This window comes from Pseudomonas rhodesiae (assembly GCF_013285305.1).
In the GTDB taxonomy this organism is placed as follows: Bacteria; Pseudomonadota; Gammaproteobacteria; order Pseudomonadales; family Pseudomonadaceae; genus Aquipseudomonas; species Aquipseudomonas rhodesiae.
The window spans coordinates 5,156,599-5,181,843 of record NZ_CP054205.1 but is presented as its reverse complement, the minus strand read 5'-3'; the positions used below and the strand labels follow the sequence as shown (position 1 = coordinate 5,181,843).

Genomic DNA, 25,245 nt, shown 5'->3' with positions numbered 1-25,245 from the left:
CGGGGGCAAGCCCCCTCCCACATTTTGACTGTATTCACAAATCAAACTGTGGGAGGGGGCTTGCCCCCGATGGTGGTCTCAAACCCACCACACATCTCAACGATTAAGCCATTCCAGCACGCCCCGCCCAGCCGCCCGACCACTGGCAAAGCACCCCGTCAGCAAATACCCGCCCGTCGGTGCCTCCCAATCGAGCATCTCACCGGCACAAAACACCCCCGGCAATTGCTTGAGCATCAAGCGTTCGTCCAGTGCTTCGAACGGCACGCCGCCGGCTGTGCTGATCGCTTCATCCATGGGCCGGGTTTTCACCAGCGTCAGCGGCAACGCCTTGATATCCACCGCCAATTGCGCGGGATCCTGGAAATGCTCGGCTGGCGTCAACTCGCGCAGCAGCGCAGCTTTTACTCCATCCAAGCCCAGTTGGCTGTGCAAATGTTTGCTTATCGAGCGTGAACCGCGCGGCTTGGCCAGGGCGGCCTGGACCTTATCCAGCGGTTTGCTTGGCAGCAAATCGATATGCACGGTGGCCGCGCCGTCGCGGTTGATCGCTTCCCGAATCGGCGCCGACAGTGCGTAGATCAGGCTGCCTTCGATGCCGGTGGCGGTGATCACGCATTCGCCCAGCCGCGGTTTTTCGCCCGCCAAGCCGATGGCGACGTTTTTCAACGGCGCGCCGGCGAATTTGCTGACCATCAAATTGCTCCAGGCCGACACTTCAAAGCCACAGTTGCTCGGTTGCAGCGGCACGTAGGGTACACCCCGATCTTCCAGCAGCTTGAGCCATGCGCCGTCGGAGCCCAGGCGCGACCAACTGCCGCCGCCCAGGGCCAGCAACACCGCGTCGCTGCGCAGGGTTTTATCGCCGTCCGGGCTGTGGATAAGTAAATCACCCTCGGCAGTCCAGCCGGTCCAGCGATGCCGGGTGTGGATAACCACGCCTTGTTCGCGCAGACGCTTGAGCCAGGCGCGTAGCAGCGGGGCGGCTTTCATGTCGGTGGGAAACACGCGGCCGGAGGTACCGACAAACGTCTGGATGCCCAGGCCGTGTATCCAGTTGCACAAGTCGTCAGCGCCAAACCCTCGCAGTAACGGCGCCATCTGCGGCGCGCGCTCGGCGTAGCGGGCGATAAATGCCGGGTACGCTTCGGAATGGGTGATGTTCATGCCGCCCACGCCGGCCAGCAGGAATTTGCGCCCCACCGATGGCATGCCGTCGTACAGATCGACCCGCACGCCCGCCAGGCTCAGGACTTCGGCGGCCATCAAGCCGGCAGGGCCGCCGCCGATAATGGTGACGTGATGAGCAGAAAGGTCGGACATGGGCAGAGGCTACGGTCGCGGAAATAAGCCGAGCATTCTACCCGAGCGCCGCAGCCTTGCCTGATCAAAAAATGTACAGCTTCCTACACGCTATACAGCTACTGGTTCGTAGACGCTTACGCTCAAGTTATCCACAGGCCGTTCCACAGGCTTTGTGGGTAACGGCCCACGGTTCAATGACAGCCTGATGACGTCCATACCCGCTGCGCACTGTGGTGCAGGATGCCGTGGCGGCGGGCCAGGGCGGCGCGGTCTTTGCTGTAGCCGCCGCCGATCACGCCCATCACCGGGATGTCACGGCCCAGGCAGTGCCGCATCACTAGTTCATCGCGGTCGGCCAGGCCCTGGTCTGTCAGCTTGAGGTAACCGAGGGCGTCGTCCTTATGCACATCCACGCCGGCGTCGTACAGCACCAGGTCGGGCTGATACAGCGGCAGCAGGTAGTTGAGGGCGTCATCGACCACCTTGAGGTAGTCGGCATCGCCCATGCCCATGGGCAACGGGATGTCCCAGTCGCTATGGGCCTTGCGTGCCGGGAAGTTTTTTTCGCAGTGCAGCGACACGGTGATCGCTTCCGGTGTGTCGTGCAGGATGCGTGCAGTGCCGTCGCCCTGGTGCACGTCGCAGTCGAATATCAGCACGCGGTTGACCCGGCCGCTTTCCAGCAGGTAACGGCTGATCACCGCCAGGTCATTGAAAATGCAAAAGCCAGCCGGGTAATCGTAATGGGCATGGTGGGTGCCGCCCGCCAAGTGGCAGGCCAGGCCGTGTTCCAGGGCTTTTTCGGCGGTCAGAATCGAGCCGCCGACCGCGCGCACCGTGCGCCGGGCCAGGGCTTCGCTCCAGGGCAGGCCGAGGCGCCGTTGGTCTTCGCGGGACAACTCGCCGCTCATGTAGCGTTCGATATACCCAGGTTCATGGGCCAGGGCCAGAATCTGCGGCGGGCACAATGACGGGCGCAGCAGTTGGCTGTCCTCGGTCAGGCCGCTGGCCACCAGGTGGTCACGCAGCAGGCGGAATTTATCCATCGGGAACCGGTGGTCTGCCGGGAACTCGGGGCTGTAGTCATCGTGGTAAATCAGTGGCAATGGCATGGAATTTTCTGACGGGAACCTGCGACGGATCTTAACAGCGCTGTACACTCACGCACATGGCAAGGGAGGGGGCCCCATGGAGCCGATACTGGAATTGGAAAGCGCGCGGCTGGTGCTGCGCCAGTGGCGCGACAAAGACCTCAAGGCGTTTGCGAGTATGTGCGACGACCCTCAGGTGATGCGCTATTTTCCGGCCCGGCTGAGCCATCTGGAAAGCGCCGCGTTGATCGGGCGCATCCGTGGGCATTTCGCCGAATATGGTTTTGGTTTCTGGGCCTTGCAGCGCAAGGACACTGGCGAGTTTATCGGCCTCACCGGGTTGCAGAACGTCAGCTTTGAAACCGGCTTCACCCCGGCGGTGGAGATTGGCTGGCGTCTGGCGCGCGAGCACTGGGGCCTGGGCTACGCCAGTGAAGCGGCCTGGACTGCGCTGCGGTGTGGCTTCGATCGATTGCAGTTGGATGAAATCGTCGCCTTCACCACCGAGGCCAATCTGCCTTCACAAAAAGTCATGCAGGCCATCGGTATGCATTACGATCCGCAAGCGGATTTCGAGCACCCCAAAGTCGCGGCCGACGACCCGCTGCGTCATCATGTTTTGTACCGCATCACCCGCGCCCAATGGTTGGACACGCTGCACGGATAAGCAGCCCGGAATGCCCTATCGTTTTTAGGAGTTGCTCAATGAGCCAAGTATTGGAAGATCTGGTGGACCTGCTGACGCTGGAGCCGATTGAGGAAAACCTCTTTCGCGGCCGCAGCCAGGACCTGGGTTTTCGCCAGTTGTTCGGTGGCCAGGTGCTCGGCCAGTCGTTGTCGGCGGCCAGCCAGACCGTCGAAGAAGCGCGGCATGTGCACTCCCTGCACGGTTACTTCCTGCGCCCCGGCGATGCGGGGTTGCCGGTGGTGTACTCGGTGGACCGCGTGCGCGACGGCGGCAGCTTCAGTACACGCCGGGTCACGGCAATCCAGAAGGGGCAGCCGATTTTTACATGCAGCGCCTCGTTCCAGTACGACGAAGCAGGCTTCGAGCACCAGAGCACCATGCCCGTAGTGGTGGGCCCGGAAAACCTGCCATCGGAGCTGGAGCTGACACGCCAGCGTGCGCACCTGATCCCCGAGCCCATGCGCGACAAACTGCTGTGCGCCAAGCCGATCGAGGTGCGCCCCGTCACTGAAAAAGATCCCTACAACCCGCAGCCGTCCGACCCGGTCAAGTACGTGTGGTTTCGTGCCGACGGCGCCCTGGCCGATGCGCCGGCGCTGCATAAATACCTGCTGGCCTACGCGTCGGACTTCGGCCTGTTGACCACCTCGTTGCTGCCCCACGGCAAGACCGTGTGGCAGAAAGACATGCAGGTCGCCAGCCTCGATCATGCGCTGTGGTTCCACGCCGATCTGCGCGCCGACGACTGGCTGCTCTACGCCATGGATAGCCCGTGGGCCGGCAACTCCCGAGGCTTCTCCCGTGGCAGCGTGTTCAACCGCGCCGGGCAGTTGGTGGCGTCGGTGACCCAGGAAGGGCTGATCCGCCATCGCAAGGATTGGGCATGAGCCTGACGGACGTTAAGCACTGGGTCTTCGATATGGACGGCACCCTCACGGTGGCTGTGCATGATTTCGCGGCCATCCGCGTAGCCCTGGAGATTCCACCCGAGGACGACATCCTCACCCACCTGGCGGCATTGCCCGCCGAGGTGGCGGCGACCAAACATGCCTGGTTACTGGAGCATGAGCGTGAACTGGCGCTGGGCTCGGTGGCAGCGGACGGTGCGGTGGAACTGGTGCGCGAGTTGGCTGCGCGCGGTTATCGCCTGGGCATCCTGACCCGCAACGCACGGGAACTGGCCCACGTTACGTTGCAGGCCATCGGCCTGGCCGACTGCTTCGCCGCCGAAGATGTGCTGGGCCGTGAAGACGCACCGCCCAAACCGGAACCGGGGGGCCTGCTGAAGCTGGCAGCGGCATGGCAGGTAGCGCCGGACGAGATGATGATGGTTGGGGATTACCGCTTCGACCTCGATTGCGGCCGTGCGGCGGGAACGCGGACCGTGTTGGTAAACCTGCCGGAGAACCCGTGGCCCGAGTTGACGGACTGGCATGCCGCAGACTGCGCGGCACTGCACCGGATGATCCAGCCCAGGCAATGACTATCAACGGTGGGAGGGGCGGTGTGCCGATTCGACTTGCCCCGATGACGGTAAGTCAGCAACAGCTGGGTTGACTGACCCACTGCTAACGGGGCATGGCTCCCTACCCACCTTCAGTGAACCATCACCTCAGTAGATGCGGCTCTTGTGGTAATGGAATGGACGCCCCCTTCCTAACGGCATCTATGTGCCAAAGTTAAAGTGTTACCCACACTTAGCGGAAGGGAGCGTCCTCATGCAGCTTACGACTGTTTCGGTTGACTTGGCAAAAAACGTGTTTCAACTTCACGCGATCGATCAACAAGGAAAAACAGCGCTAAGGAAGCAGCTTAAACGTGAGCAGGTTGTCCCTTTTTTTGCCAACCTGGAGCCCTGCCTAGTGGGCATGGAGGCATGTGGCGGAGCCCACTATTGGGCAAGAAAACTGCAGGCACTTGGTCATACGGTCAAGTTAATGGCTCCGCAATTTGTGAAGCCCTACGTGAAGTCGAACAAAAACGATGTAGCTGACGCAGAAGCGATCTGTGAAGCCGTTACTCGGCCCAACATGCGCTTTGTGCCGATCAAGACGGTAGAGCAGCAAGCTATTTTGGCGGTGCATTGCGCACGGCAAGGGTTTGTAAAGGCCAGAACGGCACAAGCTAATTCGATTCGTGGGCTCCTTGGAGAATTTGGCGTGGTCTTGCCTCAGGGCATTCGACATATCGTCGAGCGTTTGCCGGATATTTTGGAAGATCATGAAAACGCTCTTCCTGGATCGTTACGCCAACTGATGCAGCGCTTGATGGAGCATTTCAAAGAGCTGGATCGACAGGTCGTCGAGTTGGAACGAGAGATTCAACAATGGCATCGCAACAATGAAGACAGCTGCCGCCTGGCAGAAATGCCAGGCGTTGGCCCGCTCACTGCAACCGCGCTAGTGGCGTCAGTGGGTGACGCGAAAAACTTCAGTAACGGTCGGCAAATGGCGGCATGGTTGGGGTTAGTGCCGCGACAACACTCCAGCGGAGGCAAGCCCACGTTGTTGGGGATCAGTAAACGGGGCGATGGTTATTTACGCACCTTGCTGATTCATGGCGCACGCTCGATGGTTCGAGTGGTGGAGAGCAAGACAGATCCTTCGGCGGATTGGCTGAAGGGGTTATTGGCTCGTCGTCACACCAACGTTGCTGTCGTTGCACAGGCTAATAAAACGGCCCGGATAGCCTGGGCATTATTGGCCCATGGCACCAAGTTCCGACCCGACTACACCCCCGACGTAACGGTGGCGTAGCCGGCCCGGTGAAATGAAAAAGTGATGCGTTAGAAGGAGTACTTTCAAGGTTGCTCAGGCGATCATGACGTGATGGCAAGACAGGTAGGACCGGGATCGGGTAACTCTGCCCTGCTCACAGCGCTTCGAGCGCGTTGTGGTGATAAGAGCCCGATCAGCGAATTCCATCAGGGACAGAGGCACCGCCTCACTTAAAGTCCGGATGTATGGCTGCAACCTTATCCCGTCTGTGTTTTCACGAATTGAGTGCTTGGCATACTGGGGGCGTCCATGTATGAGCGGGCTTGCCCCGCGCTGGGTTGCGAAGCAGCCCCATTCCAGGCGATGTGGTTTCAGCTGACACTCCGAGGTGCCTGAGTTTGGGGCCGCTTCGCAACCCAGCGCGGGGCAAGCCCGCTCACCACAGCAAGCCAAGGTCACCACAGCAAGCCCAGCTCACTACAAACAGCCGAGTTCACCACAGAGTTATTTCAGCCTTTGAGGGTTGTGTGGATACCTATGGCTATCGGGTGCTAGTCACTTCCCACAGGTTGGGCCGGTTTGTTCATTTAAAGCCGGGAAACAGTACTTTCTGGCCTTCGGGTGATCTGAGCATGCCATCGCCGTTATGCCCCACCCCTGGCACTTCCACCAGTTCTTGGCGCAGCTGCGGATGGCGTTGCTTGAGGTAGTCAAAATAGTTGTGCCCGCGAATCAGCCGATAGGCGCCCTGGGCCTCGGCCTCGCAGCCTTTGTCCAGCGCGGGATGGTTGGGGTTGGTGTCTTGTTGGCCGAGCAGATACGTGATGGTGCGTGACACATAGGTTTGCTCAAGTTGCGCGGCGCTTTGGCCGTTGGCGTAGGTCGGCAGTTTTTGCAGGCCGTATTTCCAGTCGTCGAAACCGGGGCAGGTCGCCGCGTCGAACGGCACGGGCCGTTGGGGGCTGAAGTAGGCGTAGGACGATGGATTGGCCACCACATAACGCAGGCGAATGCCGGCCTGATGCAAGGTCGGATGGTCATGGCCGAGGAGGGCAAAGCGCTGCACCACTTGGCCGCCGCCGGAATGACCGGCGACCACGATTTCCTTGAGTGCCGGAAACAACCGGCGATCCCCCAGATGCTCGATCAGTTGGTCCAGCGCGCCGTAGGAACTGACGCGATCTGCGCCCGTGGACGGTTCGCCGGCCATCCACTCATTGCCTTTCCAGCGCAGCACCCTGTTGTCCAAGTGATTGCGCTGTGCGTCGGCCTCGTTGAGAAACTGCGGGGCGATCACCAGCGTCGTATCGGCCTGGCCCGCCTGTTCGGCGGCGGCTTCGGCACTGTGCAGGTAGGTCTGCGCATTGCGCAGGCGACCGTGCACGACGATCAGCACGCGGGTGACATGGGGCAGCGGCTGGCGCCAGTCCTGGCTTACACCCAGGCTTAAGGCGCCGGCCTCCAGCTGGAAACGCTCAGGGCTGACTACCTTGACCCCATGCTCGACGGCCCCGGCGGTAGAGCAGGCCAGGCACATACTCAGCAGCAATCCCGAGCGTTTATGCATTTACAGGCTCTTGGCGTTAAAGGTGTCGCACTGGCTGATCTGGCCTTGGGCGAAGCCGGCCTTGAACCAGCGCACCCGCTGTGCGGAGGTGCCATGGGTGAACGAATCCGGCACCACACGACCCTGGCCTTGCTGCTGCAAACGGTCATCGCCGATGGCGTTGGCTGCGTTCAGGGCTTCTTCGATGTCCCCCGGTTCCAGCCAGTTCAGACGTTTTTGTGCACGGTTGGCCCACACGCCGGCAAAGCAGTCGGCTTGCAGTTCCTGACGCACCAACAGCCCACCGTCGCCCTGCATTTGCAGGCCTTGCTGGCGCGCGGCCTGGATCTTCGCCGAGATGCCGAGCAAGGTCTGCACGTGGTGCCCGACTTCATGGGCGATCACGTAAGCCTGAGCGAAGTCGCCAGCGGCCTGGAAGCGTTGGGACATTTCTCGGAAGAAGTCCAGGTCCAGGTACACCTGCTGGTCAGCCGGGCAATAAAACGGACCGCTCGCCGAAGTGGCGCCACCGCAGGCGGAATTGACCCGGCCACGGAACAGAATCAGCTTGGGGTTCTGGTAGGTCTTGCCATTCTCCTTGAACACCTGGCCCCAGGTGTCCTCGGTGTCGCCCAGCACTGCGCGGACGAAATCGGCCTGCTCATCGTTGGCCGGCGGCGCCTGGCGCGTCTGGGTGCTGACCGACGGCGCCTGCTCCATCTGACCGGTCAACTGGCCGAGGATCTGCATCGGGTCCTGGCCGGTCAACCAGCCGATACCGACAATCAGCACAATGGCCGTGAGGCTCAGGCCCTTGCCGCCGCCGAAGCGCATCCCGCCGCCACCGCCACTGTCATTGCGGGCATCCACCACGTTGTCGCTGCGTCGGCCTTTTTTCCATAGCATGGGGCAATCCTCTTGATGAACGGTCCTACAAAATATTGAGATGAGTATGGCCGTTAATCGCGGCAATACCCTTCGCCGGTCACCACAACCAGGCAGTCTTTCTTGTCCGCCAGCCATTTGAGGCCGGTCGCCGCGCCATCACCAGCGCGCAGCAGTTGCGGGCCGTCCGGACGGTTGAAGGCGATCCCGTCTTCGGCCGCTTCACCCTTGAAGGTGCCGCTGTCATCGGCGTCGAGGCCGTATTGCATGGTGAGGATGTAATGACCGCGGCCGATGCTGTCGTCCTTGGCGATGGTCAGGTGCAGGCCTTCGACGCCGACCCATTTGCCCACCCACTGATCGGTTGGTGGGGTTGGCGGAACCAGGGTCGCTTGCACCGACGCGGGCGCGGGTTTCGGCGCTTGCTTGGCCTCCTGGTTGCAGGCGGCGAGCAAGACGAGGGTGGAGAGAACAAAGAGAGTTTTTTTCATAGCGGCAAAGCCTTGATTAAAAAATGTGCAACGGGAAGGCGACGTGCAGGCTTGGACTCGATTCCCATGATTTAGTGCGCTGTTCGCCCGGTGTTTGGTTATGCTCTCGGGGCAGGCTGCGGCCCGCCTGCTAGATTACCGGGTTGAGCGCGGCCTCGTTCAGTGCTCAGCGTTAAGCCCGCCACGCAAGAGAATTCCATGACTGTCAGTACCCCGCTGTCCGGCGTCAACCATCCTTTCAAAGGCATCCTGCTGATTGTGGTGGCGACCTTTCTGTTTTCCAGCCACGACGCGCTGTCCAAATACCTCGCCGGGTTCTACCCGATTGTGATGGTGGTGTGGGCACGCTATGTGGTGCACACGGTGCTGATGGCCGGGATCTTCCTGCCGCAATCGGGGTTGCGCGTGCTGCGCAGCAAACGGCCGGGGATGCAGGTGGTACGCGCGTTGTGTCTGTTGGGTACCAGCCTGTTCTTTACCACGGCGCTGCATTACATCCCGCTGGCCGAAGCCACTGCGGTGAACTTCCTCGCGCCGATTCTGGTGACGGCGCTCTCGGTGCCGCTGCTGGGTGAGCATGTGACACGCGGCCAATGGCTGGCGGTGATCTGCGGGTTTATCGGCGTGTTGGTGATCATCCACCCCGGTGGCGAACTTTTCACGCCGGCGGTGCTGCTGCCGTTGTGTTCGGCGATGTTCTTCTGCTTTTACCAGTTGCTGACGCGCATCCTCAGCCAATACGACACCCCCACCACCAGCAACTTTTTCGCCGGGCTGTGCAATACCTTGGTGATGAGTGCGCTGGTGCCGTTCTTCTGGCAGGTGCCGACCCTGTGGCACGGCGTGATGATGCTGGCCTTGGGCACCTGTGGCATGACTGCGCACTTGATGCTGACCCAGGCGTTCCGCTTTGCGGCGCCGGCCTTACTGGCGCCGTTCGGCTATTGCCAGATCGTCTTCGCGGGTTTACTGGGCTGGCTGGTGTTTGCCCATACCCCCGATATGACCACGGTGGTCGGCATCGGGGTGATCTGCATGAGCGGGTTGGCCGCTGCCTGGCAGCAGCGGCGGCGGTGAATCAAACGTCGACTTTGGGAATCTTGCGCGGCGCCATGAAGTACATCCAGGTCAGCGCGATGAAGTACATCGCCGGGATCAGGGTGAACAGCACGGTGTAGTTGTTGTTAGTCACGGTCAGGATATGGCCGACGATCTGGGTCATGAACATGCCGCCGATGGCCGCGCACATGCCGCCAAAGCCGAACACCGTGCTCATCATGTGCTTGGGCGTGTAGTCCATCACCAGGCTCCAGATATTCGCGGTCCAGGCCTGGTGCGCGCCGATGGCCAGGGAGATGGCAAACACCGCCACCCACAGCTGGCTGGAGCCGGCTGCCATGATCACGCCGACGATGCAGCAGGCAAACAGCAGCATCGACAGCAACCGTGCCTTGATCGAGTTCATCCCCCGGCCGATCAAGAACGACGAGAGAATCCCCCCACCCACACTGCCGAAGTCGGCTGTCAGATAAATGATGATCAGCGGAATGCCCATCTGCGTCACGTTGATGCCCAGGTTGTATTGCTGGTTCAAAAACGGTGGCAGCCAGTACAGGTAGAACCAGAACACCGGCGCGGTCAGCGAATAGGCCAGGGCAAAGGCCCAGGTGCCACGCATGCGCAGGATACGGCTGAAGGGCACGCGCGGTTGTTCCGGTTCGGGTTCTTGTTGTACGTAGTCCAATTCGGATTGTTTAACCGTTGGATGATCTTCTGGGTTGTAGTACTTCAGGCCCCAGCACACCAGCCAGATGCCGCCCAGTGCCGACATGCACAGGAACGCCGCCTGCCAGCCCCATACGTGCAAGATCAGCGGCAGCAACATCGGCGTCATCATCGCGCCGACGTTGGTGCCGGCGTTGAAGATGCCGGTCGCCACGGCCCGCTCGCCAGCGGGGAACCACAGGCGGGTGGTCTTGACGCAGGCCGGGTAGTTGGCGGCTTCGGTCAGGCCGAGGATAAAGCGGCAGACCATAAAGCCTACGGCGGAGGTGGCCAGGCCGTGGGCGCCGGTGGCCAGGCTCCACAGCAATACCGCGAAGAAGAACACGCGCTTGACGCCAACTCGGTCGATCAAGCGACCCTGCAGCACAAACCCGATGGCGTAGCCGACTTGGAACCAGAAGTTGATGTTGGCGTAGTCCATCGCCGTCCAGCTCATTTCCTTGGCCAGGATCGGCTGCATCACGCCCAGGGCGGCGCGGTCGATGTAGTTCAGCGTGGTGGCGAAGAACACCAGGGCCAGCATGCCCCAGCGGGTTTTACCCACGGCCAGGGCGCCGCGGATCTTGCTGCCGATGCCGGCATGCGGCATGCCTGGGCGCTCGGCCAGGACGGAGTTTTGCAGAGGCATGAGGTCGTACCCGTTTTTTGAAATTTTTATGGTGTGATCTGGGTCTTTTGTGAACGTTTGTTACCTGATCGATGGTGCGCAGCGGTTAAAAAATCGTCAATTCGCCAGAAGGGCATAGTGTTCGATAATCGCCCTAAAAACTAACCGGTTCGTACATTTTAATTGCTGCCGTTAGGCTGGGGGCGAATAATTTGCCATAAACAACCATTGCCGGGAGTTTTCCATGCAACGTTCCATCGCCACCGTTTCCTTGAGCGGCACCCTGCCGGAAAAGCTCGAAGCCATTGCCGCCGCCGGGTTCGATGGGGTGGAAATCTTCGAGAACGACCTGTTGTATTACGACGGCAGCCCGCGGGAAGTGCGGCAGATGTGCGCCGACCTGGGCATCGCTATCACCTTGTTCCAGCCGTTTCGCGACTTTGAAGGCTGCCGCCGCGACCGCCTGGCGCGCAATCTGGAGCGGGCCGAGCGCAAATTCGATCTGATGCAGGAGCTGGGCACCGACCTGGTGCTGGTGTGCAGCAATGCCTCGGCCGACTGCGTGGGCGACGAATCCATTCTGCGGGATGACTTGAGCCTGCTGGCCGAACACGCCGGCAAACGAGGCTTGCGCATTGGCTATGAAGCCCTGGCCTGGGGCAAGCATGTGAACACCTGGCAGCAGGTATGGAACCTGGTGCGTCAGGTGGATCATCCGAGCCTGGGCGTGTTGCTCGACAGTTTCCACACCTTGTCACTCAAGGGCGACCCGAGCGCCATCGCGCAGATCCCTGGCGACAAGATCTTCTTCGTGCAAATGGCCGATGCGCCGATCCTGGCCATGGATGTGCTGGAGTGGAGCCGCCATTTCCGTTGCTTCCCGGGGCAGGGCGAGTTCGACTTGGCCGGGTTTCTGGCGCCGATTATCAAAAGTGGGTACGCCGGGCCGCTGTCCCTGGAAATCTTCAACGATGGTTTCCGTGCCGCGCCGACCCGCGCCAATGCCGCCGACGGGCTGCGCTCGTTGTTGTACCTGGAGGAGAAAACCCGTCAACGCTTGGCCGAGGAACAGCCGGCCGCACCGCTGGATATCCTGTTCGAAACGCCGCCTGCCAGCGAGTACGACGGCATCGAGTTCCTCGAATTTGCCGTGGATGAAAGCCTCGGCGCCAAGCTCGCCCACTGGTTGGAGCGTCTGGGTTTCGTCAAGGCTGGGCAGCATCGCTCCAAGGCCGTCAGCCTGCTGCGCCAGGGCGATATCAACCTGATCCTCAATTGCGAGCCGTATTCCTTCGCCCACAATTTTTTCGAAGCCCATGGGCCGTCGCTGTGCGCCACGGCGCTGCGGGTCAAGGACAGCGCCAAGGCCCTGGAACGCGCGGTGGCTTATAAAGGCCAGCCTTATCGCGGCCTGGTCGGGCCGAACGAGCTGGAGCTGGCGGCGGTGCGTGCGCCGGACGGCAGCCTGATTTACCTGGTGGACCCCAGCGAAGGCGGGCTCTACGACACCGACTTCAACCTGCAACCGACCACGGCTTGCGGCGGCGGCCTGCTGCGCATCGACCATATGGCCATGGCCCTGCCGGCCGACAGCCTCGACAGTTGGGTGCTGTTCTACAAGAGCCTGCTGGATTTCGAAGCCGACGACGAAGTGGTGCTACCCGACCCCTACGGCCTGGTGAAAAGCCGCGCCTTGCGTAGCCGCTGCAGTTCGATTCGCTTGCCGCTGAATATCTCCGAAAACCGCAATACCGCGATTTCCCACGCGCTATCGAGCTATCGGGGCTCGGGGGTGCATCACATTGCCTTCGACTGTGCGGATATTTTCGCCGAGGTGCGCAGAGCCAAAGAGGCTGGCGTGCCGCTGCTGGATATCCCGCTCAACTATTACGACGACCTGGCGGCGCGCTTTGATTTCGATGACGAGTTCCTCAGCGAGCTGGCGTACTACAACGTGTTGTACGACCGCGACGCTCAGGGCGGTGAATTGTTTCACGTCTACACCGAGCCCTTCGAAGGACGGTTTTTCTTCGAGATCATCCAGCGCAAAAACGGCTACGCGGGCTACGGCGCGGCCAACGTGGCGGTACGCCTGGCGGCGATGGCCAAGTCGCGCAGTGGCGCGGTGCGCCAGGCGCGGCTGTGAACCCTGGCCGGGTGCTTCCTTCGGGGAGCGGCCCGGCCCATAATCGCGGCCTGCCTAACAACAATGGCCGTGAGCACCATGACGTCGAGTCCCGAACTCCCCGCAGTGTCAGACGCACCGCGCAAGAGTCGTAAGAACAATCCAGAAAAGACCCGCGAAAACATACTGCAAGAAGCCATTGTCGAGTTTGTTCAGCAAGGCTTGGCCGGCGCGCGCGTAGACGCCATTGCCGAACGCATCCACACCTCCAAGCGCATGATCTATTACTACTTCGGCAGCAAGGAGCAGTTGTACGTCGAGGTACTGGAAAAGCTCTACGGCGATATCCGCAATACCGAAACCCGCATGAACCTCACGGCGCTGGAGCCCCGTGAAGCGATCCGTCGGCTGGTGGAATTCACCTTTGATCACCACGATCAGAACGTGGATTTTGTGCGCATCGTCAGCATCGAAAATATCCACAACGCTGAATATGTGAAGCGTTCGGACTCGATCAAGGCCATGAACAGCAACATCCTCGAAGCCCTGGGCGCCACCTTGCGCCGCGGCGCCGAAATGGGCCTGTTCCGCGAAGGCCTGGAGCCGTTGGATGTGCACCTGCTGATCAACTCATTCAGTTTTTACCGAGTGTCCAACCGCCATACGTTCAGTGAGATCTTTCAGATCGAACTGTCGGATGAAGCGGTTAAACAGCGCCACCGCGATATGCTCTGCGACTCAGTGATGCGCTACCTGCAAGCCTGAGGCCTCAGGTTGGAATGCATACCAAGTGGGAGGGGGCTTGCCCTAATGCCAGTCAGTTAAGGACTCAGTGGCATTGACTATCAAAGGTGGGAGGGGGCTTGCCCCCGATAGCGATGCGTCAGTGACAGTTGGGCTGACTGAACCACTGCTATCGGGGGCAAGCCCCCTCCCACATGGTGATCTGGTTTCGTCAGTCAGGTATTCATGCTTTTGAAGTGCGTCAGCATGCGTTGCGCATCCGCCACTTTACCGCTGAACAATTCAAATGCTTTCACCGCCTGGAACACCGCCATATTGCCGCCGTCCAGAGTGCGGCAACCCAGGGCGCGAGCATCCCGTAGCAGTTGGGTTTCCAGCGGGAAGTAGACGATTTCCGCTACCCACAGCTGAGCGCGCAACAGCGCCGCCGGCACCGGTGTACCGGGAAGCTTGGCCATGCCCATCGGCGTGGTGTTGACCAGGCCATCGGCTTCGGCCATGGCGTTCTCCAGGCCGCCGCCGACTTGAGCGCGGCCGCTGCCGAAACGCTGTGCGAGGTTATCCACAAGGTCGCGGGCGCGGCTGGCGTCCACATCGAAAACACTCAACTGCTCCACCCCTTCAGCCAGCAGTGCATGCGCCACTGCCGCGCCTGCACCGCCGGCGCCCATCTGCACCACACGCTGGCGCGGCACGTCATTGAGGTTGCGCCGGAAACCTTCGGCAAACCCCAAGCAATCGGTGTTGTGGCCAATGCGTTTGCCGTCCTTGAGCACCACGGTATTCACCGCGCCGATGCCTCGGGCTTCGTCGGACAATTCATCCAGCAGCGGCAGAATCGCCTGCTTGCACGGGTAGGTAATGTTCAGCCCGGTAAAGTGCATCAGCTCGGCGGCGCGTAGGAGGTCGGGCAGGGCCTTGATATCCAGGCCCCAGGGATCAAGGTCAATCAGTTGGTACAGGTAGCGTAGGCCCTGGGCGTCGCCTTCCTGTTCGTGCAAAGCGGGTGTGCGGGAGGCCTGGATGCCGGCGCCAATCAGGCCGGCAAGAATGCGCGGTTTCATCAGGCACGTCCTTTGAGCAGATGGCTGAAATGTTCCAGGGCCAGGTGGTAGCCGTGGCTGCCAAAGCCGGCCAATACCGCTTTGGCGATGGGCGACACAAACGAATGATGCCGAAACGCCTCACGGGTATGCACATTGGATAAATGCACTTCGATCACCGGCACTTCGCTGGCTACCAACGCATCGCGGATCGCCACCGACGTGTGGGTCCAGGCGGCAGGGTTGATCACGATACCGGCGCAGCGCACGCGGGCGCCGTGGATCCAGTCGAGCAGCTCGCCTTCGTGGTTGGTTTGGCGGAATTCGATTTTCAGCCCCAGTTGCTCGGCGCTGCGGCCGCAGAGGGCCGCCACGTCGGCTAGGGTTTCATGCCCGTAGGTGGCGGGTTCGCGGGTGCCGAGCAGGTTGAGATTGGGGCCATTGAGCACCAGCACGATGGGCGGCATGAGGGGTATCTCCACAGTTCTTGTTGGTTGTGGAGATAAAATGTACCGGATGGTTAATTTGGTCAATTGCCAGCGCGGCATGTGTTCGATTATCGAACCGTTAATCAAGGAAGGGCAGGTATAGCCCACTGCGCGGCCGCTTAGCCAATGGCTCGGGCGGCCGCGCATGGAGCAATGGAACGTTTAGCGTCGGGTCAGCAACACACCCGATTCCATATGGTGCGTCCACGGAAACTGATCAAACATCGCGCACCGGGTAATGCGGTGGGTGTCATGCAGTTGGGCGATGTTGGCCGCCAGGGTCTCCGGGTTGCAGGAGATGTACAGGATGTTGTCGAAACGCCGGGTGAGCTCGCAGGTGTCCGGGTCCATGCCGGCACGCGGTGGGTCCACAAACACGCTGCCGAACTCGTAGCTTTTCAGATCGATACCGTGCAGGCGGCGGAACGGGCGCACTTCGTTGAGGGCTTCGGTGAGTTCTTCGGCGGACAGGCGCACCAGGGTGACGTTCTCCACCGCGTTTTCATCGAGATTGCTCAGTGCCGCGTTTACCGAGGTCTTGCTGATCTCGGTGGCCAGCACTTTGCGCACGCGGGTCGCCAGGGGCAGGGTGAAATTACCGTTGCCGCAATACAGCTCCAGCAGATCGTCCGGGCGATCGCCCAAAGCCTCGTAGGCCCAGTTGAGCATCTTCTGGTTCACCGTGCCGTTGGGCTGGGTGAACGCGCCTTCGGGTTGGCGATAGCTGAAGGTGCGACCGCCGACTTCGAGTTTCTCTACCACGTAATCGTGGCCGATCACATCGCGTTTGCCCTTGGAGCGGCCGATGATGCTCACGTTCAGGTCAGCGGCGAGCTGGTTGGCCGCCGCGTGCCAGTGCTCGTCCAGCGGGCGGTGATAGCACAGGGTGATCATTGCATCGCCGGCCAGGGTGGTGAGGAACTCCACTTGGAACAGCTTGTGGCTCAGGGCGGCGCTGGCTTGCCAGGCGGCCTTGAGTTGGGGCATCAGCTGGTTGATGCGAGCGCTGGCGATAGGGAAGTCTTCGATCAGGATCGGCGTGCGCTTGTCGTCCTGGGAAAACATCGCGTAGTGGCGCTCACCGCCCTCGCGCCACAGGCGGAATTCCGCGCGCAGGCGGAAGTGCTGCAGCGGCGAGTCGAACACCTGCGGCTCGGGTGCATCGAACGGGGCGAGCAGGTCACGCAGGCGCGTGACCTTGTCTTGCAGTTGAGCGGTGTAGCGTGCGGCGTCAAAAGTCATGCGTTGAACCAGCCCAGCTTGATCACGAACAGAATCGACAGAATCACCAGCGCCGGGTTCAGCTCACGGTAGCGGCCCGAAAGCAGCTTGATGGCGGTCCAGGCGATGAAACCGAAGGCGATGCCGTTGGCGATGGAGTAAGTAAAGGGCATCGCCAGGGCGGTGATCACCACCGGCGCTGCCACAGTGATGTCGTCCCAGTCGATTTCAGCCAGGCCGGAGGTCATCAGCACGGCGACGAACAGCAGCGCCGGCGCGGTGGCGAAAGCCGGAACGCTGGCGGCCAACGGCGAGAAGAACAGTGCGAGCAGGAACAGGATCGCCACTACGATGGCAGTCAAACCGGTACGGCCACCGGCGCTCACGCCCGCGGCGGATTCGATGTAGCTGGTGGTGGTCGAGGTGCCCAGCAGCGAACCGGCCATGGCTGCGGTGCTGTCGGCGATCAGTGCACGGCCCATTTTTGGCATGTGGCCGTCCTTGCCCATCAGGCCGGCGCGCTTGGCTACGCCGATCAGGGTGCCGGAGTTGTCGAACAGGTCGACGAACAGGAAGGCGAAGATCACGCTGACCAGGCCGATATCCAGCGCGCCTTTGATGTCCAACTGCAGGAAGGTCGGGGCCAGGGACGGTGGCATCGAGGTCACGCCGCCGAATGGGGTGAAGCCCATCACAATCGACACGATGGTCACCGCCAGGATGCCGATCAGCACCGCACCGCGCACGGCCAGGGCTTCCAGCGCGACGATCAGCGCAAAGCCCAGTGTGGCGAGGATCGGCGCCGGTTGTTTCAAGTCGCCCAGGCCGACCATGGTGGCCGGGTTGCTGACTACGATACCGGCGTTGTGCAGGGCGATCAGCGCCAGGAACAGGCCGATGCCGGCAGCAATCGCCGAACGCAACGGCAAAGGGATGCTGTTGATGATCCACTCACGGATGCGAAAGATCGACAGCAGAAAGAACAGCACCGCCGAAATGAACACCGCCCCCAGCGCCACTTGCCAGGTATGGCCCATGTGCAGGACCACGGTGTAGGTAAAGAAGGCATTGAGGCCCATGCCTGGTGCCAGCGCGATCGGGTAGTTGGCGATCAGGCCCATCACGGTCGAACCGATGGCGGCCGCCAGGCAGGTCGCGACGAACACTGCGCCTTTGTCCATGCCGGTTTCACCGAGGATGCTCGGGTTCACGAACAGGATGTAGGCCATCGCCAGGAATGTCGTGATACCCGCGAGAATCTCGGTGCGCACGTTGGTGTTGTGTGCTTTGAGTTGAAACAGCTTTTCCAGCATGCCGGCTCCCTGTGACGCTATTTTGCGTCGTGATTTGTTGACCTCTAAGTCAAAGCACAAACTGCGCCAAGCGCCTGTGGTTTCAGAGAGGATCGGAAAAAGCGGCGCATCATACCAGCAGCCGAGGCTGTGTGGCGCATGGGCTTGAGGCATACTGCGCCGACGTTCAATTCACGGTCATCGACAGCATGAAAAAAGCCAACGCGTGGAGTCTAGCTCCGATCACCGCTATCAGCCTGTGGCTCGGCGCGGCACCGGTGTGGGGCGCGACTGCACCGGCCTTGAGCGAGGTGCGCGTGTTTCAGGTCGAGTCGGCGCGCTGCAAGGAAAGCATCCCCGAACGCATCACCTCCACGCAGATGTGCACGCACCGTGGGCCCACCCAGGTGTCGGTGATGGAAGTGGGGCTGGGCAACAACCCGGTGGGGCTGTTCAATGGCGCCGTACTGAACGGCCAGCGCACCCCGGTGTGCCAGGTTGGCAGCATCAGCCAGGCGTGCAACGGCGCGGGGACACTGATGGGCTACATCTATGTGTTCGAAATGGATGTGCAGGCCCCAGGCTGGTTCGAATACAGCAATTCCTCGATCAACCCCCCGCGAAACACCTTGAAGACCCAGCTCAATATCCGCTGATCAATCATCTTGAACGCTCAAAACCCCGGGAAGTCGTACCCCTGAGACGGCGATTTTCCTGAACGCCGCGGATGCAGACCAACCCGTGAGGTGTTTATGAGCGCAACCCCCCAAGGCGCGGCGGCCCAGCCGTTTGCCCGCCACTCGATACGCCTGACCCTCAATGGGCAGGCCCGCCAACTGGACGTGTTGCCCTGGACCACGCTGCTGGACCTGCTGCGCGAACAACTGGATCTGGTCGGCAGCAAGAAAGGCTGCGACCACGGCCAATGCGGTGCCTGCACCGTATTGCGCGACGGCAAGCGCGTGAACGCGTGCCTGACCCTGGCGGTGATGTGCGACGGTGCCGAGTTGACCACCGTTGAAGGGCTGGCCAGCGGCGACCAGTTACACCCCATGCAACAAGCCTTCATCAAGCACGATGCGTTCCAGTGCGGTTATTGCACCCCTGGCCAGATCTGCTCCGCCGTCGGCCTGGCCAACGAAGGCCGTGCCCACGACAGCGCGCAAATCCAGGAACTGATGAGCGGTAACCTGTGCCGCTGCGGCGCCTACAGCAATATTCGCGATGCGATTGAAGAGGCCCTGCCGGCCTGCCGTCCGGCGGGAGGCGAGCAATGAACCCGTTCCAGTACAGCAAACCGTCCGACGTGCACGAGGCCGTGCACTTGAGCAGTGCCGCGTCGCGTTTTATTGCCGGCGGTACCAACCTGCTGGACCTGATGAAAGAAAACATCAGCCGCCCCGAGCACCTGATCGACATCACCGGCCTGCCGCTGCATGGCGTCGAGCCCACCGCCGAGGGTGGCGTGCGCATTGGCGCGCTGGTCAGCAACGCTGATCTGGCCTGGCACCCCTTGATCGAACAGCGTTACCCGTTGCTGTCCCAGGCCATCCTCGCCGGTGCCTCGCCGCAACTGCGCAATATGGCCAGCACCGGCGGCAACCTGTTGCAGCGCACCCGTTGCTATTACTTCTACGACGCCAGCGTGCCTTGCAATAAACGCGAACCCGGCAGCGGTTGCCCGGCGCGCACCGGGTTGAATCGCATCCATGCGATCCTCGGCGCCAGCGCGCAGTGCGTGGCGACTCATCCGTCCGACATGTGCGTGGCCCTGGCGGCGCTGGAGGCGCGGGTGCATGTGCAAGGGCGCGGCGGTGCGCGGGTCATCGAGTTCGCCGACTTCCACCGTTTGCCCGGCGATGCGCCGCAACGTGACAACCAGCTGGCCGACGATGAACTGATCACTGCCATTGAATTGCCTGCCGACCACCTGGCGCGGCACAGCCATTATCTGAAGATCCGTGACCGGGCGTCCTACGCGTTCGCGTTGGTGTCGGTGGCTGCCGCTCTGGAGTTGGACGGCGATGTGATCGTCGACGCGCGTCTAGCCCTGGGCGGCGTGGCCCATAAACCCTGGCGCGACCGCGCGGTGGAGGCGGGATTGATCGGGCAGGCCGTCAGCCGCGAAACCTTCAGCCTCGCCGCCGATGCGATGTTGCAGGACGCCGAGCCGCTGGAACACAACGCTTTCAAGGTCAAGCTGGCACGGCGCGCAATCATCCGCGCCTTGAGCGATGCCGCTGTCGCAGGAGAACGCCCATGAGTGCCGTCGGAAAACCCCTGGACCGTGTCGACGGTCTGCTTAAAGTCACCGGCCAGGCGCGCTATGCCGGCGAATTTGCGCAGCAGGGCCTGCTGCATGGCAGCGTGGTCTCCAGCACCATCGCCAAGGGCCGCGTGGTTCGTATCGATGCGTCCAAGGCTCTGGCTCTGCCGGGTGTGGTCATGGTGCTCGATCACAGCAACCGGCCGCGGCTGGCCAGCTATGACGACGCGTTCGCCGACGCCGATGCCGCCGATGGTTCGCCGTTTCGCCCGCTGTACAACGACCGCGTGCTGTACAGCGGCCAGCCCCTGGCCTTGGTGATTGCCGACAACCTGGAGCTGGCGCGACATGCCGGTTCCCTGGTGCGCATCGAATACGAGCGCGATGAGTTCGAGACCGACCTCGTCGCCCAGCAGGCCGAGGCCCATCCCTCGCCACAGACACCGCCCGCGCCGCGCGGGAATTTCCAGGCCGAGTGGACCGCTGCCGCCGTCAGCCTGGACGTGCACTACAGCACCCCCATCGAACATCACAACCCCATGGAACCCCACGCCAGCACCGTGCTGTACCAGGCGGACGGCACCCTGCATATCCATGACAAAACCCAGGGGCCGCAGAACTGCCAGGCCTATGTGCAAAAAGTGTTCGGCCTGGATAAAAGCCAGGTGCGGGTGTTCGCCGCGTTTGTCGGCGGCGCTTTTGGTTCCGGCCTGCGCCCGCAGTACCAATTACCCCTGGCGGTGATGGCGTCGCTGGCGCTCAAACGCTCGGTTCGCGTGACCCTGACCCGTCAACAGATGTTCACCTTCGGCTACCGCCCACGCACCCTGCAGCGCTTGCAAATGGGCGCCGCCACCAACGGCCGCCTGCTGGCGTTGGGGCACACGGCGATTGGCCAGACCTCGCGTTTCGAGGACTTCAGTGAACACGTGGTGGAGTGGAGCGGCATGCTCTATCACTGCGACAACGTGCAGTTGACCTATAAGTTGGTGCCGCTGGATGTGTTCACTCCGTTGGACATGCGCGCGCCCGGCGCCGCCCTCGGGGTGATCGGCCTGGAATGCGCCATGGACGAACTGGCCTGCGCCCTGGCGATCGACCCGGTGCAACTGCGCCTGATCAACTACGCCGAGCGCAACCAGAACGAAGACAAACCCTGGTCTAGCAAAGCCCTGCGCGAGTGTTACACCGAAGGCGCCGAGCGCTTCGGCTGGAGCCAGCGCAACCCGGAACCGCGCAGCATGCGCGACGGCCGCCAATTGGTGGGCTGGGGCATGGCTGGCGGGGTGTGGGAGGCCATGCAAATGAAGGCCAGCGCCAAGGCGCGAATCGATGCCGAGGGCAAGCTCGTGGTGAGCAGCGCTACCACCGATATCGGCACCGGCACCTACACGGTGATGACCCAGATCGCCGCCCAGGCCAGCGGTGTAGCCGTGGACGACGTGCGTTTCGTGCTCGGCGACTCGTCGCTGCCCACCGCGCCGTTGCAGGGCGGTTCGTTCACTGTTTCCTCGGTGGGCACGGCTGTGCAACAAGCCTGCGAAGCCTTGGCCGCCAAACTGTTGAGCGTGGCGCGGCAGACCTATCCGGTGTTCAAGGACGCTGAGACGGTGCGCTTTGAGGATGGGCAACTGCACGCGCGTGACGTGAGCGTGTCGTTGGCGCAGTTGGTCAAGGACAGCGGTGAGGACGCCCTGGAGGTGCAGGTCGACAGCGAGCCGGACAAAAAACGCGAAGGCTATGCTACCGCCACCCATTCGGCGGTATTCGTCGAAGTGCGCGTGGATGAAGACCTCGGCACTATCAAGGTCAGCCGCGTGGTCAGCGCAATTGCGGCCGGGCGCGTGGTCAATCCGAAGATGGCCCGCAGCCAGATCCTCGGCGGCGTGGTGTGGGGCATCGGCATGGCCCTGCACGAAGAGACCCAGATAGACCATCAACTGGGCCGCTACATGAACCACAGCCTGGCCGAGTACCACATCCCGGTGAATGCTGATATCGGCGATATTGACGTGGTATTCGTCGAAGAACACGACGAGATCGTCAATGCGCTTGGGTCCAAAGGCGTCGGGGAAATCGGCATCGTCGGCGTCGCGGCGGCAGTGGCCAATGCGGTGTACCACGCCACCGGCAAGCGGGTGCGGGACTTCCCGATCACCCTGGATAAGGTGCTTTGAAATGTGGGAGGAGGCTTGCCCCCGATAGCAGCGTTTCAGTCAATAGATGCCTCGACTGTTGCACCGCCATCGAGGGCAAGCCCTCTCCCACATTGAGCTTATTGCCATAGTGGCTATGCGGTGGCTGCGAGACCGGTGTGGGAGGGGGCTTGCCCCCGTTAGCAGTGTTTCAGTCAATAGATGCCTCGACTGTTACACCGCTATCGAGGGCAAGCCCTCTCCCACATTGAGCTTATTGCCATAGTGGCTATGCGATGGCTGCGAGACCGGTGTGGGAGGGGGGCTTGCCCCCGATAGCAGTGTTTCAGTCGATAGATGCCTCGATAGTTACACCGCCATCGAGGGCAAGCCCTCTCCCACATTGAGCTTGTTGCCATAATGGCTATGCGATGGCTGTGAGACCGGTGTGGGAGGGGGCTTGCCCCCGATAGCAGTGTTTCAGTCAATAGATGCCTGGACTGTTGCACCGCTATCGAGGGCAAGCCCTCTCCCACATTGAGCTTGTTGCCATAATGGCTATGCGATGGCTGTGAGACCGGTGTGGGAGGGGGCTTGCCCCCGATGGCGGTGTTTCAGTCAATAGATGCCTCGATAGTTACACCGCCATCGAGGGCAAGCCCTCTCCCACATTGAGCTTGTTGCCATAGTGGCTATGCGATGGCTGTGAGACCGGTGTGGGAGGGGGCTTGCCCCCGATAGCAGTGTTTCAGTCAATTTGTGCTTCGACTGTTACACCGCCATCGAGGGCAAGCTCTCTCCCACATTGAGCTTATTGCCATAGTGGCTATGCGATGGCTGTGAGACCGGTGTGGGGGCTTGCCCCCGATAGCAGTGTTTCAGTCAATAGATGCCTCGACAGTTACACCGCTATCGAGGGCAAGCCCTCTCCCACATTGAGCTTATTGCCATAATGGGTATGCGTTGGGTGTGAGACCGGTGTGGGAGGGGGCTTGCCCCCGATAGCAGTGTTTCAGTCAATTTATGCTTCGACTGTTACACCGCTATGGAGGGCAAGCCCTCTCCCACATTGAGCTTATTGCCATAGTGGCTATGCGTTGGGTGTGAGACCGGTGTGGGAGGAGGCTTGCCCCCGATAGCAGTGTTTCAGTCAATAGATGCCTCGACAGTTACACCGCTATCGAGGGCAAGCCCTCTCCCACATTGAGCTTATTGCCATAGTGGCTATGCGTTGGGTGTGAGACCGATGTGGGAGGAGGCTTGCCCCCGATAGCTGCGTTTCAGTCAATAGATGCCTGGACTGTTGCACCGCTATCGAGGGCAAGCCCTCTCCCACATTGAGCTTGTTGCCATAGTGGCTATGCGATGGCTGTGAGACCGGTGTGGGAGGAGGCTTGCCCCCGATGGCGGTGTTTCAGTCAATAGATGCCTCGACAGTTACCCCGCTATCGAGGGCAAGTGCTCTCCCACATTGAACTTGTTGCCATAAAGGTTAGGCGGTGGGCGGGGAAACCGGTTCTGGCACATGCATGCGATCCCGCTTGGCCAGGGTGGGGAACAGCTTGATCCACACCCCGGTCACCACCAGGGTGCCGATCCCGCCCATGACCACGGCGGGCACGGTGCCGAACCAGTGGGCGGTGATGCCGGATTCGAATTCGCCCAGTTGATTCGACGCGCCGATAAATAGGCCGTTGACGGCACTGACGCGCCCGCGCATTTCGTCCGGCGTCTCCAACTGCACGAACGAGGCACGGATCACCATGCTGATCATGTCCGCCGCGCCCAACACCACCAGCACCGCCAGGGAAAACCAGAATGACGTCGATAGGCCGAAAGCGATGGTCGCCACACCGAATACCCCGACGGCGGTGAACATCACGCGGCCGACATGACGGTCCACCGAGAAACGCGCCAGCCACAACGACATCAGCAATGCCCCCACCGCCGGCGCCGAGCGCAACAGGCCCAGGCCCCAGGCGCCGGTCAGCAGGATGTCTTTGGCGAACACCGGCAGCAACGCGGTGGCGCCGCCCAGCAGCACGGCAAACAGGTCCAGGGAGATGGCGCCGAGGATGTCCGGGCGGCTGCGGATAAAGCGGATGCCGGCCAGCAGTGAATCCAGAGTGGCCTTGCCTTTGTTCAGCGGCGTCTGGCGGGCGGGCAGGTTGAGGGTCAGCGTGCAGGCGATCAGGTACAGCACCACGGTGGGGCCATACACCCACACGCTGCCAAACGCATAGAGCAGACCGCCCAGCGCCGGGGCGACGATGGTGGCCAGTTGCTGAGCCGACTGCGACGACGCCACGGCGCGCGGGAACAGCGTGCTGGGCACGATGCTCGGCAGCAGCGCTTGTGTGGTGGGCAATTCAAAGGAGCGCGCGGCACCGAGCAGGAAGGCGAGGATAAAGATCATCTCGCGGGTCACGGTGCCGGTCAGGCCACCAATGGCCAGGGACAGCGCAATCAGCGCCTGCACGGTCTGGCAAATAGCCGCGACTTTACGTCGCTCATAGCGGTCGGCCACATGGCCGGTGTGCAGCATAAACAGCACGCGCGGCACGAACTCCACCAAGCCGACCAAGCCCAGGTCCAGCACGTTGCCGGTCAGTTGATAGAGGTTCCAGCCAATGGCCACGGTGAGCATCTGGAAGCCGCTGGCGGTAAATATCCGCGCCAGCCAGAACGCGATAAAAGGGCGGTGGTGACGCAACAGCAACGCGGGTTCAGTAGGCATCGGGCATTCAGATCAAGGCCGGAGGGAACCGCGAGATTAGCATCAAGCTGTAACAAATAGTTGCGAGAACCGGGGTGAG

The 25,245-nt window shown here is 61.6% G+C and carries 22 protein-coding genes; 11 read left to right on the top strand and 11 right to left on the bottom strand.

Translation table 11 applies throughout. The features are described from left to right. Positions 1 to 96: 96 nt before the first annotated feature. Positions 97 to 1,323, bottom strand: a complete 1,227-nt coding sequence (locus HRH33_RS23415) for a TIGR03862 family flavoprotein (protein WP_167418208.1) — start codon at positions 1,321 to 1,323, stop codon at positions 97 to 99. Positions 1,324 to 1,496: 173 nt separating this feature from the next. After that, a complete protein-coding gene (locus tag HRH33_RS23410) occupies positions 1,497 to 2,417 on the bottom strand; it encodes a histone deacetylase family protein (protein WP_167418209.1) in 921 nt (306 codons plus the stop codon). A gap of 76 nt (positions 2,418 to 2,493) precedes the next feature. On the opposite strand from HRH33_RS23410, the gene HRH33_RS23405 reads away from it, so the two are divergent. The 4 genes from HRH33_RS23405 to HRH33_RS23390 all read left to right on the top strand — a co-directional run bounded on the left by HRH33_RS23405 (position 2,494) and on the right by HRH33_RS23390 (position 5,840). After that, positions 2,494 to 3,063, top strand: coding sequence for a GNAT family N-acetyltransferase (locus HRH33_RS23405; protein ID WP_034100869.1), 570 nt, complete (start codon positions 2,494 to 2,496; stop codon positions 3,061 to 3,063). A 38-nt stretch (positions 3,064 to 3,101) separates the two neighbouring features. After that, positions 3,102 to 3,971 carry an acyl-CoA thioesterase II gene (gene tesB / locus HRH33_RS23400; RefSeq protein ID WP_034100868.1) on the top strand — a complete coding sequence of 290 codons (870 nt, stop codon included), beginning with the start codon at positions 3,102 to 3,104 and terminating at the stop codon, positions 3,969 to 3,971. Beyond that, the gene (locus tag HRH33_RS23395) at positions 3,968 to 4,567 is read left to right on the top strand and encodes an HAD family hydrolase (RefSeq protein ID WP_173603563.1); all 600 of its coding nucleotides are present in this window, start codon (positions 3,968 to 3,970) and stop codon (positions 4,565 to 4,567) included. Before tesB ends, HRH33_RS23395 begins: the two co-directional genes overlap by 4 nt. 235 nt (positions 4,568 to 4,802) lie before the next feature. Beyond that, positions 4,803 to 5,840 (top strand): IS110 family RNA-guided transposase, encoded by a 1,038-nt coding sequence (locus tag HRH33_RS23390; protein WP_173603562.1) that lies wholly within the window; start codon positions 4,803 to 4,805, stop codon positions 5,838 to 5,840. A 544-nt stretch (positions 5,841 to 6,384) separates the two neighbouring features. On the opposite strand, the gene HRH33_RS23385 is transcribed toward HRH33_RS23390, so the two are convergent. Genes HRH33_RS23385 through HRH33_RS23375 form a run of 3 tightly spaced genes read right to left on the bottom strand, consistent with a single transcriptional unit; the run spans position 6,385 to position 8,723 of the window. Then, the gene (locus HRH33_RS23385) at positions 6,385 to 7,368 is read right to left on the bottom strand and encodes an alpha/beta hydrolase (RefSeq protein WP_167418385.1); all 984 of its coding nucleotides are present in this window, start codon (positions 7,366 to 7,368) and stop codon (positions 6,385 to 6,387) included. Further along, a complete protein-coding gene (ypfJ, locus tag HRH33_RS23380) occupies positions 7,369 to 8,253 on the bottom strand; it encodes a KPN_02809 family neutral zinc metallopeptidase (RefSeq protein ID WP_034100865.1) in 885 nt (294 codons plus the stop codon). A gap of 53 nt (positions 8,254 to 8,306) precedes the next feature. Continuing rightward, positions 8,307 to 8,723 (bottom strand): membrane lipoprotein lipid attachment site-containing protein, encoded by a 417-nt coding sequence (locus tag HRH33_RS23375; RefSeq protein WP_123479400.1) that lies wholly within the window; start codon positions 8,721 to 8,723, stop codon positions 8,307 to 8,309. Between the two features lie 198 nt (positions 8,724 to 8,921). Between HRH33_RS23375 and HRH33_RS23370 the strand changes: the two genes are divergently transcribed. Beyond that, positions 8,922 to 9,800 carry a DMT family transporter gene (locus tag HRH33_RS23370; RefSeq protein WP_034139389.1) on the top strand — a complete coding sequence of 293 codons (879 nt, stop codon included), beginning with the start codon at positions 8,922 to 8,924 and terminating at the stop codon, positions 9,798 to 9,800. A 1-nt stretch (position 9,801) separates the two neighbouring features. Here HRH33_RS23370 and HRH33_RS23365 read toward each other — a convergent pair whose 3' ends face one another. Then, positions 9,802 to 11,136, bottom strand: a complete 1,335-nt coding sequence (locus tag HRH33_RS23365; RefSeq protein WP_034100862.1) for an MFS transporter — start codon at positions 11,134 to 11,136, stop codon at positions 9,802 to 9,804. A gap of 223 nt (positions 11,137 to 11,359) precedes the next feature. Here HRH33_RS23365 and quiC point away from each other — a divergent pair, with 223 nt between their 5' ends. Both quiC and HRH33_RS23355 read left to right on the top strand, forming a co-directional pair. Then, a complete protein-coding gene (gene quiC, locus HRH33_RS23360; RefSeq protein WP_167418386.1) occupies positions 11,360 to 13,261 on the top strand; it encodes a 3-dehydroshikimate dehydratase QuiC in 1,902 nt (633 codons plus the stop codon). Positions 13,262 to 13,339: 78 nt separating this feature from the next. Then, positions 13,340 to 14,005, top strand: a complete 666-nt coding sequence (locus HRH33_RS23355) for a TetR/AcrR family transcriptional regulator (RefSeq protein WP_034100949.1) — start codon at positions 13,340 to 13,342, stop codon at positions 14,003 to 14,005. A 194-nt stretch (positions 14,006 to 14,199) separates the two neighbouring features. Here the strand turns inward: HRH33_RS23355 and HRH33_RS23350 are convergent, their stop codons facing one another. The 4 genes from HRH33_RS23350 to HRH33_RS23335 all read right to left on the bottom strand — a co-directional run bounded on the left by HRH33_RS23350 (position 14,200) and on the right by HRH33_RS23335 (position 18,049). After that, positions 14,200 to 15,048, bottom strand: coding sequence for a shikimate dehydrogenase (locus tag HRH33_RS23350; protein WP_425326812.1), 849 nt, complete (start codon positions 15,046 to 15,048; stop codon positions 14,200 to 14,202). Continuing rightward, positions 15,048 to 15,494, bottom strand: coding sequence for a type II 3-dehydroquinate dehydratase (aroQ, locus tag HRH33_RS23345; RefSeq protein WP_167418387.1), 447 nt, complete (start codon positions 15,492 to 15,494; stop codon positions 15,048 to 15,050). The genes HRH33_RS23350 and aroQ overlap by 1 nt, the downstream gene beginning before the upstream one ends. Before the next feature lie 183 nt (positions 15,495 to 15,677). Beyond that, positions 15,678 to 16,757, bottom strand: a complete 1,080-nt coding sequence (trmA, locus tag HRH33_RS23340; protein ID WP_034139386.1) for a tRNA (uridine(54)-C5)-methyltransferase TrmA — start codon at positions 16,755 to 16,757, stop codon at positions 15,678 to 15,680. After that, positions 16,754 to 18,049: an NCS2 family permease gene (locus tag HRH33_RS23335; protein ID WP_034100857.1), complete on the bottom strand. Its 1,296-nt coding sequence runs from the start codon at positions 18,047 to 18,049 to the stop codon at positions 16,754 to 16,756. Before HRH33_RS23335 ends, trmA begins: the two co-directional genes overlap by 4 nt. Positions 18,050 to 18,237: 188 nt before the next feature. On the opposite strand from HRH33_RS23335, the gene HRH33_RS23330 reads away from it, so the two are divergent. The 4 genes from HRH33_RS23330 (at position 18,238) to HRH33_RS23315 (ending at position 22,471) form a co-directional block, all read left to right on the top strand. Further along, the gene (locus HRH33_RS23330) at positions 18,238 to 18,684 is read left to right on the top strand and encodes a DUF4879 domain-containing protein (RefSeq protein ID WP_034100948.1); all 447 of its coding nucleotides are present in this window, start codon (positions 18,238 to 18,240) and stop codon (positions 18,682 to 18,684) included. A 96-nt stretch (positions 18,685 to 18,780) separates the two neighbouring features. After that, positions 18,781 to 19,305 (top strand): (2Fe-2S)-binding protein, encoded by a 525-nt coding sequence (locus tag HRH33_RS23325; protein ID WP_034100856.1) that lies wholly within the window; start codon positions 18,781 to 18,783, stop codon positions 19,303 to 19,305. Next, positions 19,302 to 20,291, top strand: a complete 990-nt coding sequence (locus HRH33_RS23320; protein ID WP_034115178.1) for an FAD binding domain-containing protein — start codon at positions 19,302 to 19,304, stop codon at positions 20,289 to 20,291. The genes HRH33_RS23325 and HRH33_RS23320 overlap by 4 nt, the downstream gene beginning before the upstream one ends. Continuing rightward, entirely contained in the window at positions 20,288 to 22,471 is a 2,184-nt protein-coding gene (locus tag HRH33_RS23315) for a xanthine dehydrogenase family protein molybdopterin-binding subunit (RefSeq protein WP_047882026.1), read from the top strand. Before HRH33_RS23320 ends, HRH33_RS23315 begins: the two co-directional genes overlap by 4 nt. A 1,450-nt stretch (positions 22,472 to 23,921) precedes the next feature. On the opposite strand, the gene HRH33_RS23310 is transcribed toward HRH33_RS23315, so the two are convergent. After that, positions 23,922 to 25,166 (bottom strand): MFS transporter, encoded by a 1,245-nt coding sequence (locus HRH33_RS23310; protein WP_034139377.1) that lies wholly within the window; start codon positions 25,164 to 25,166, stop codon positions 23,922 to 23,924. Positions 25,167 to 25,245: the final 79 nt, after the last annotated feature.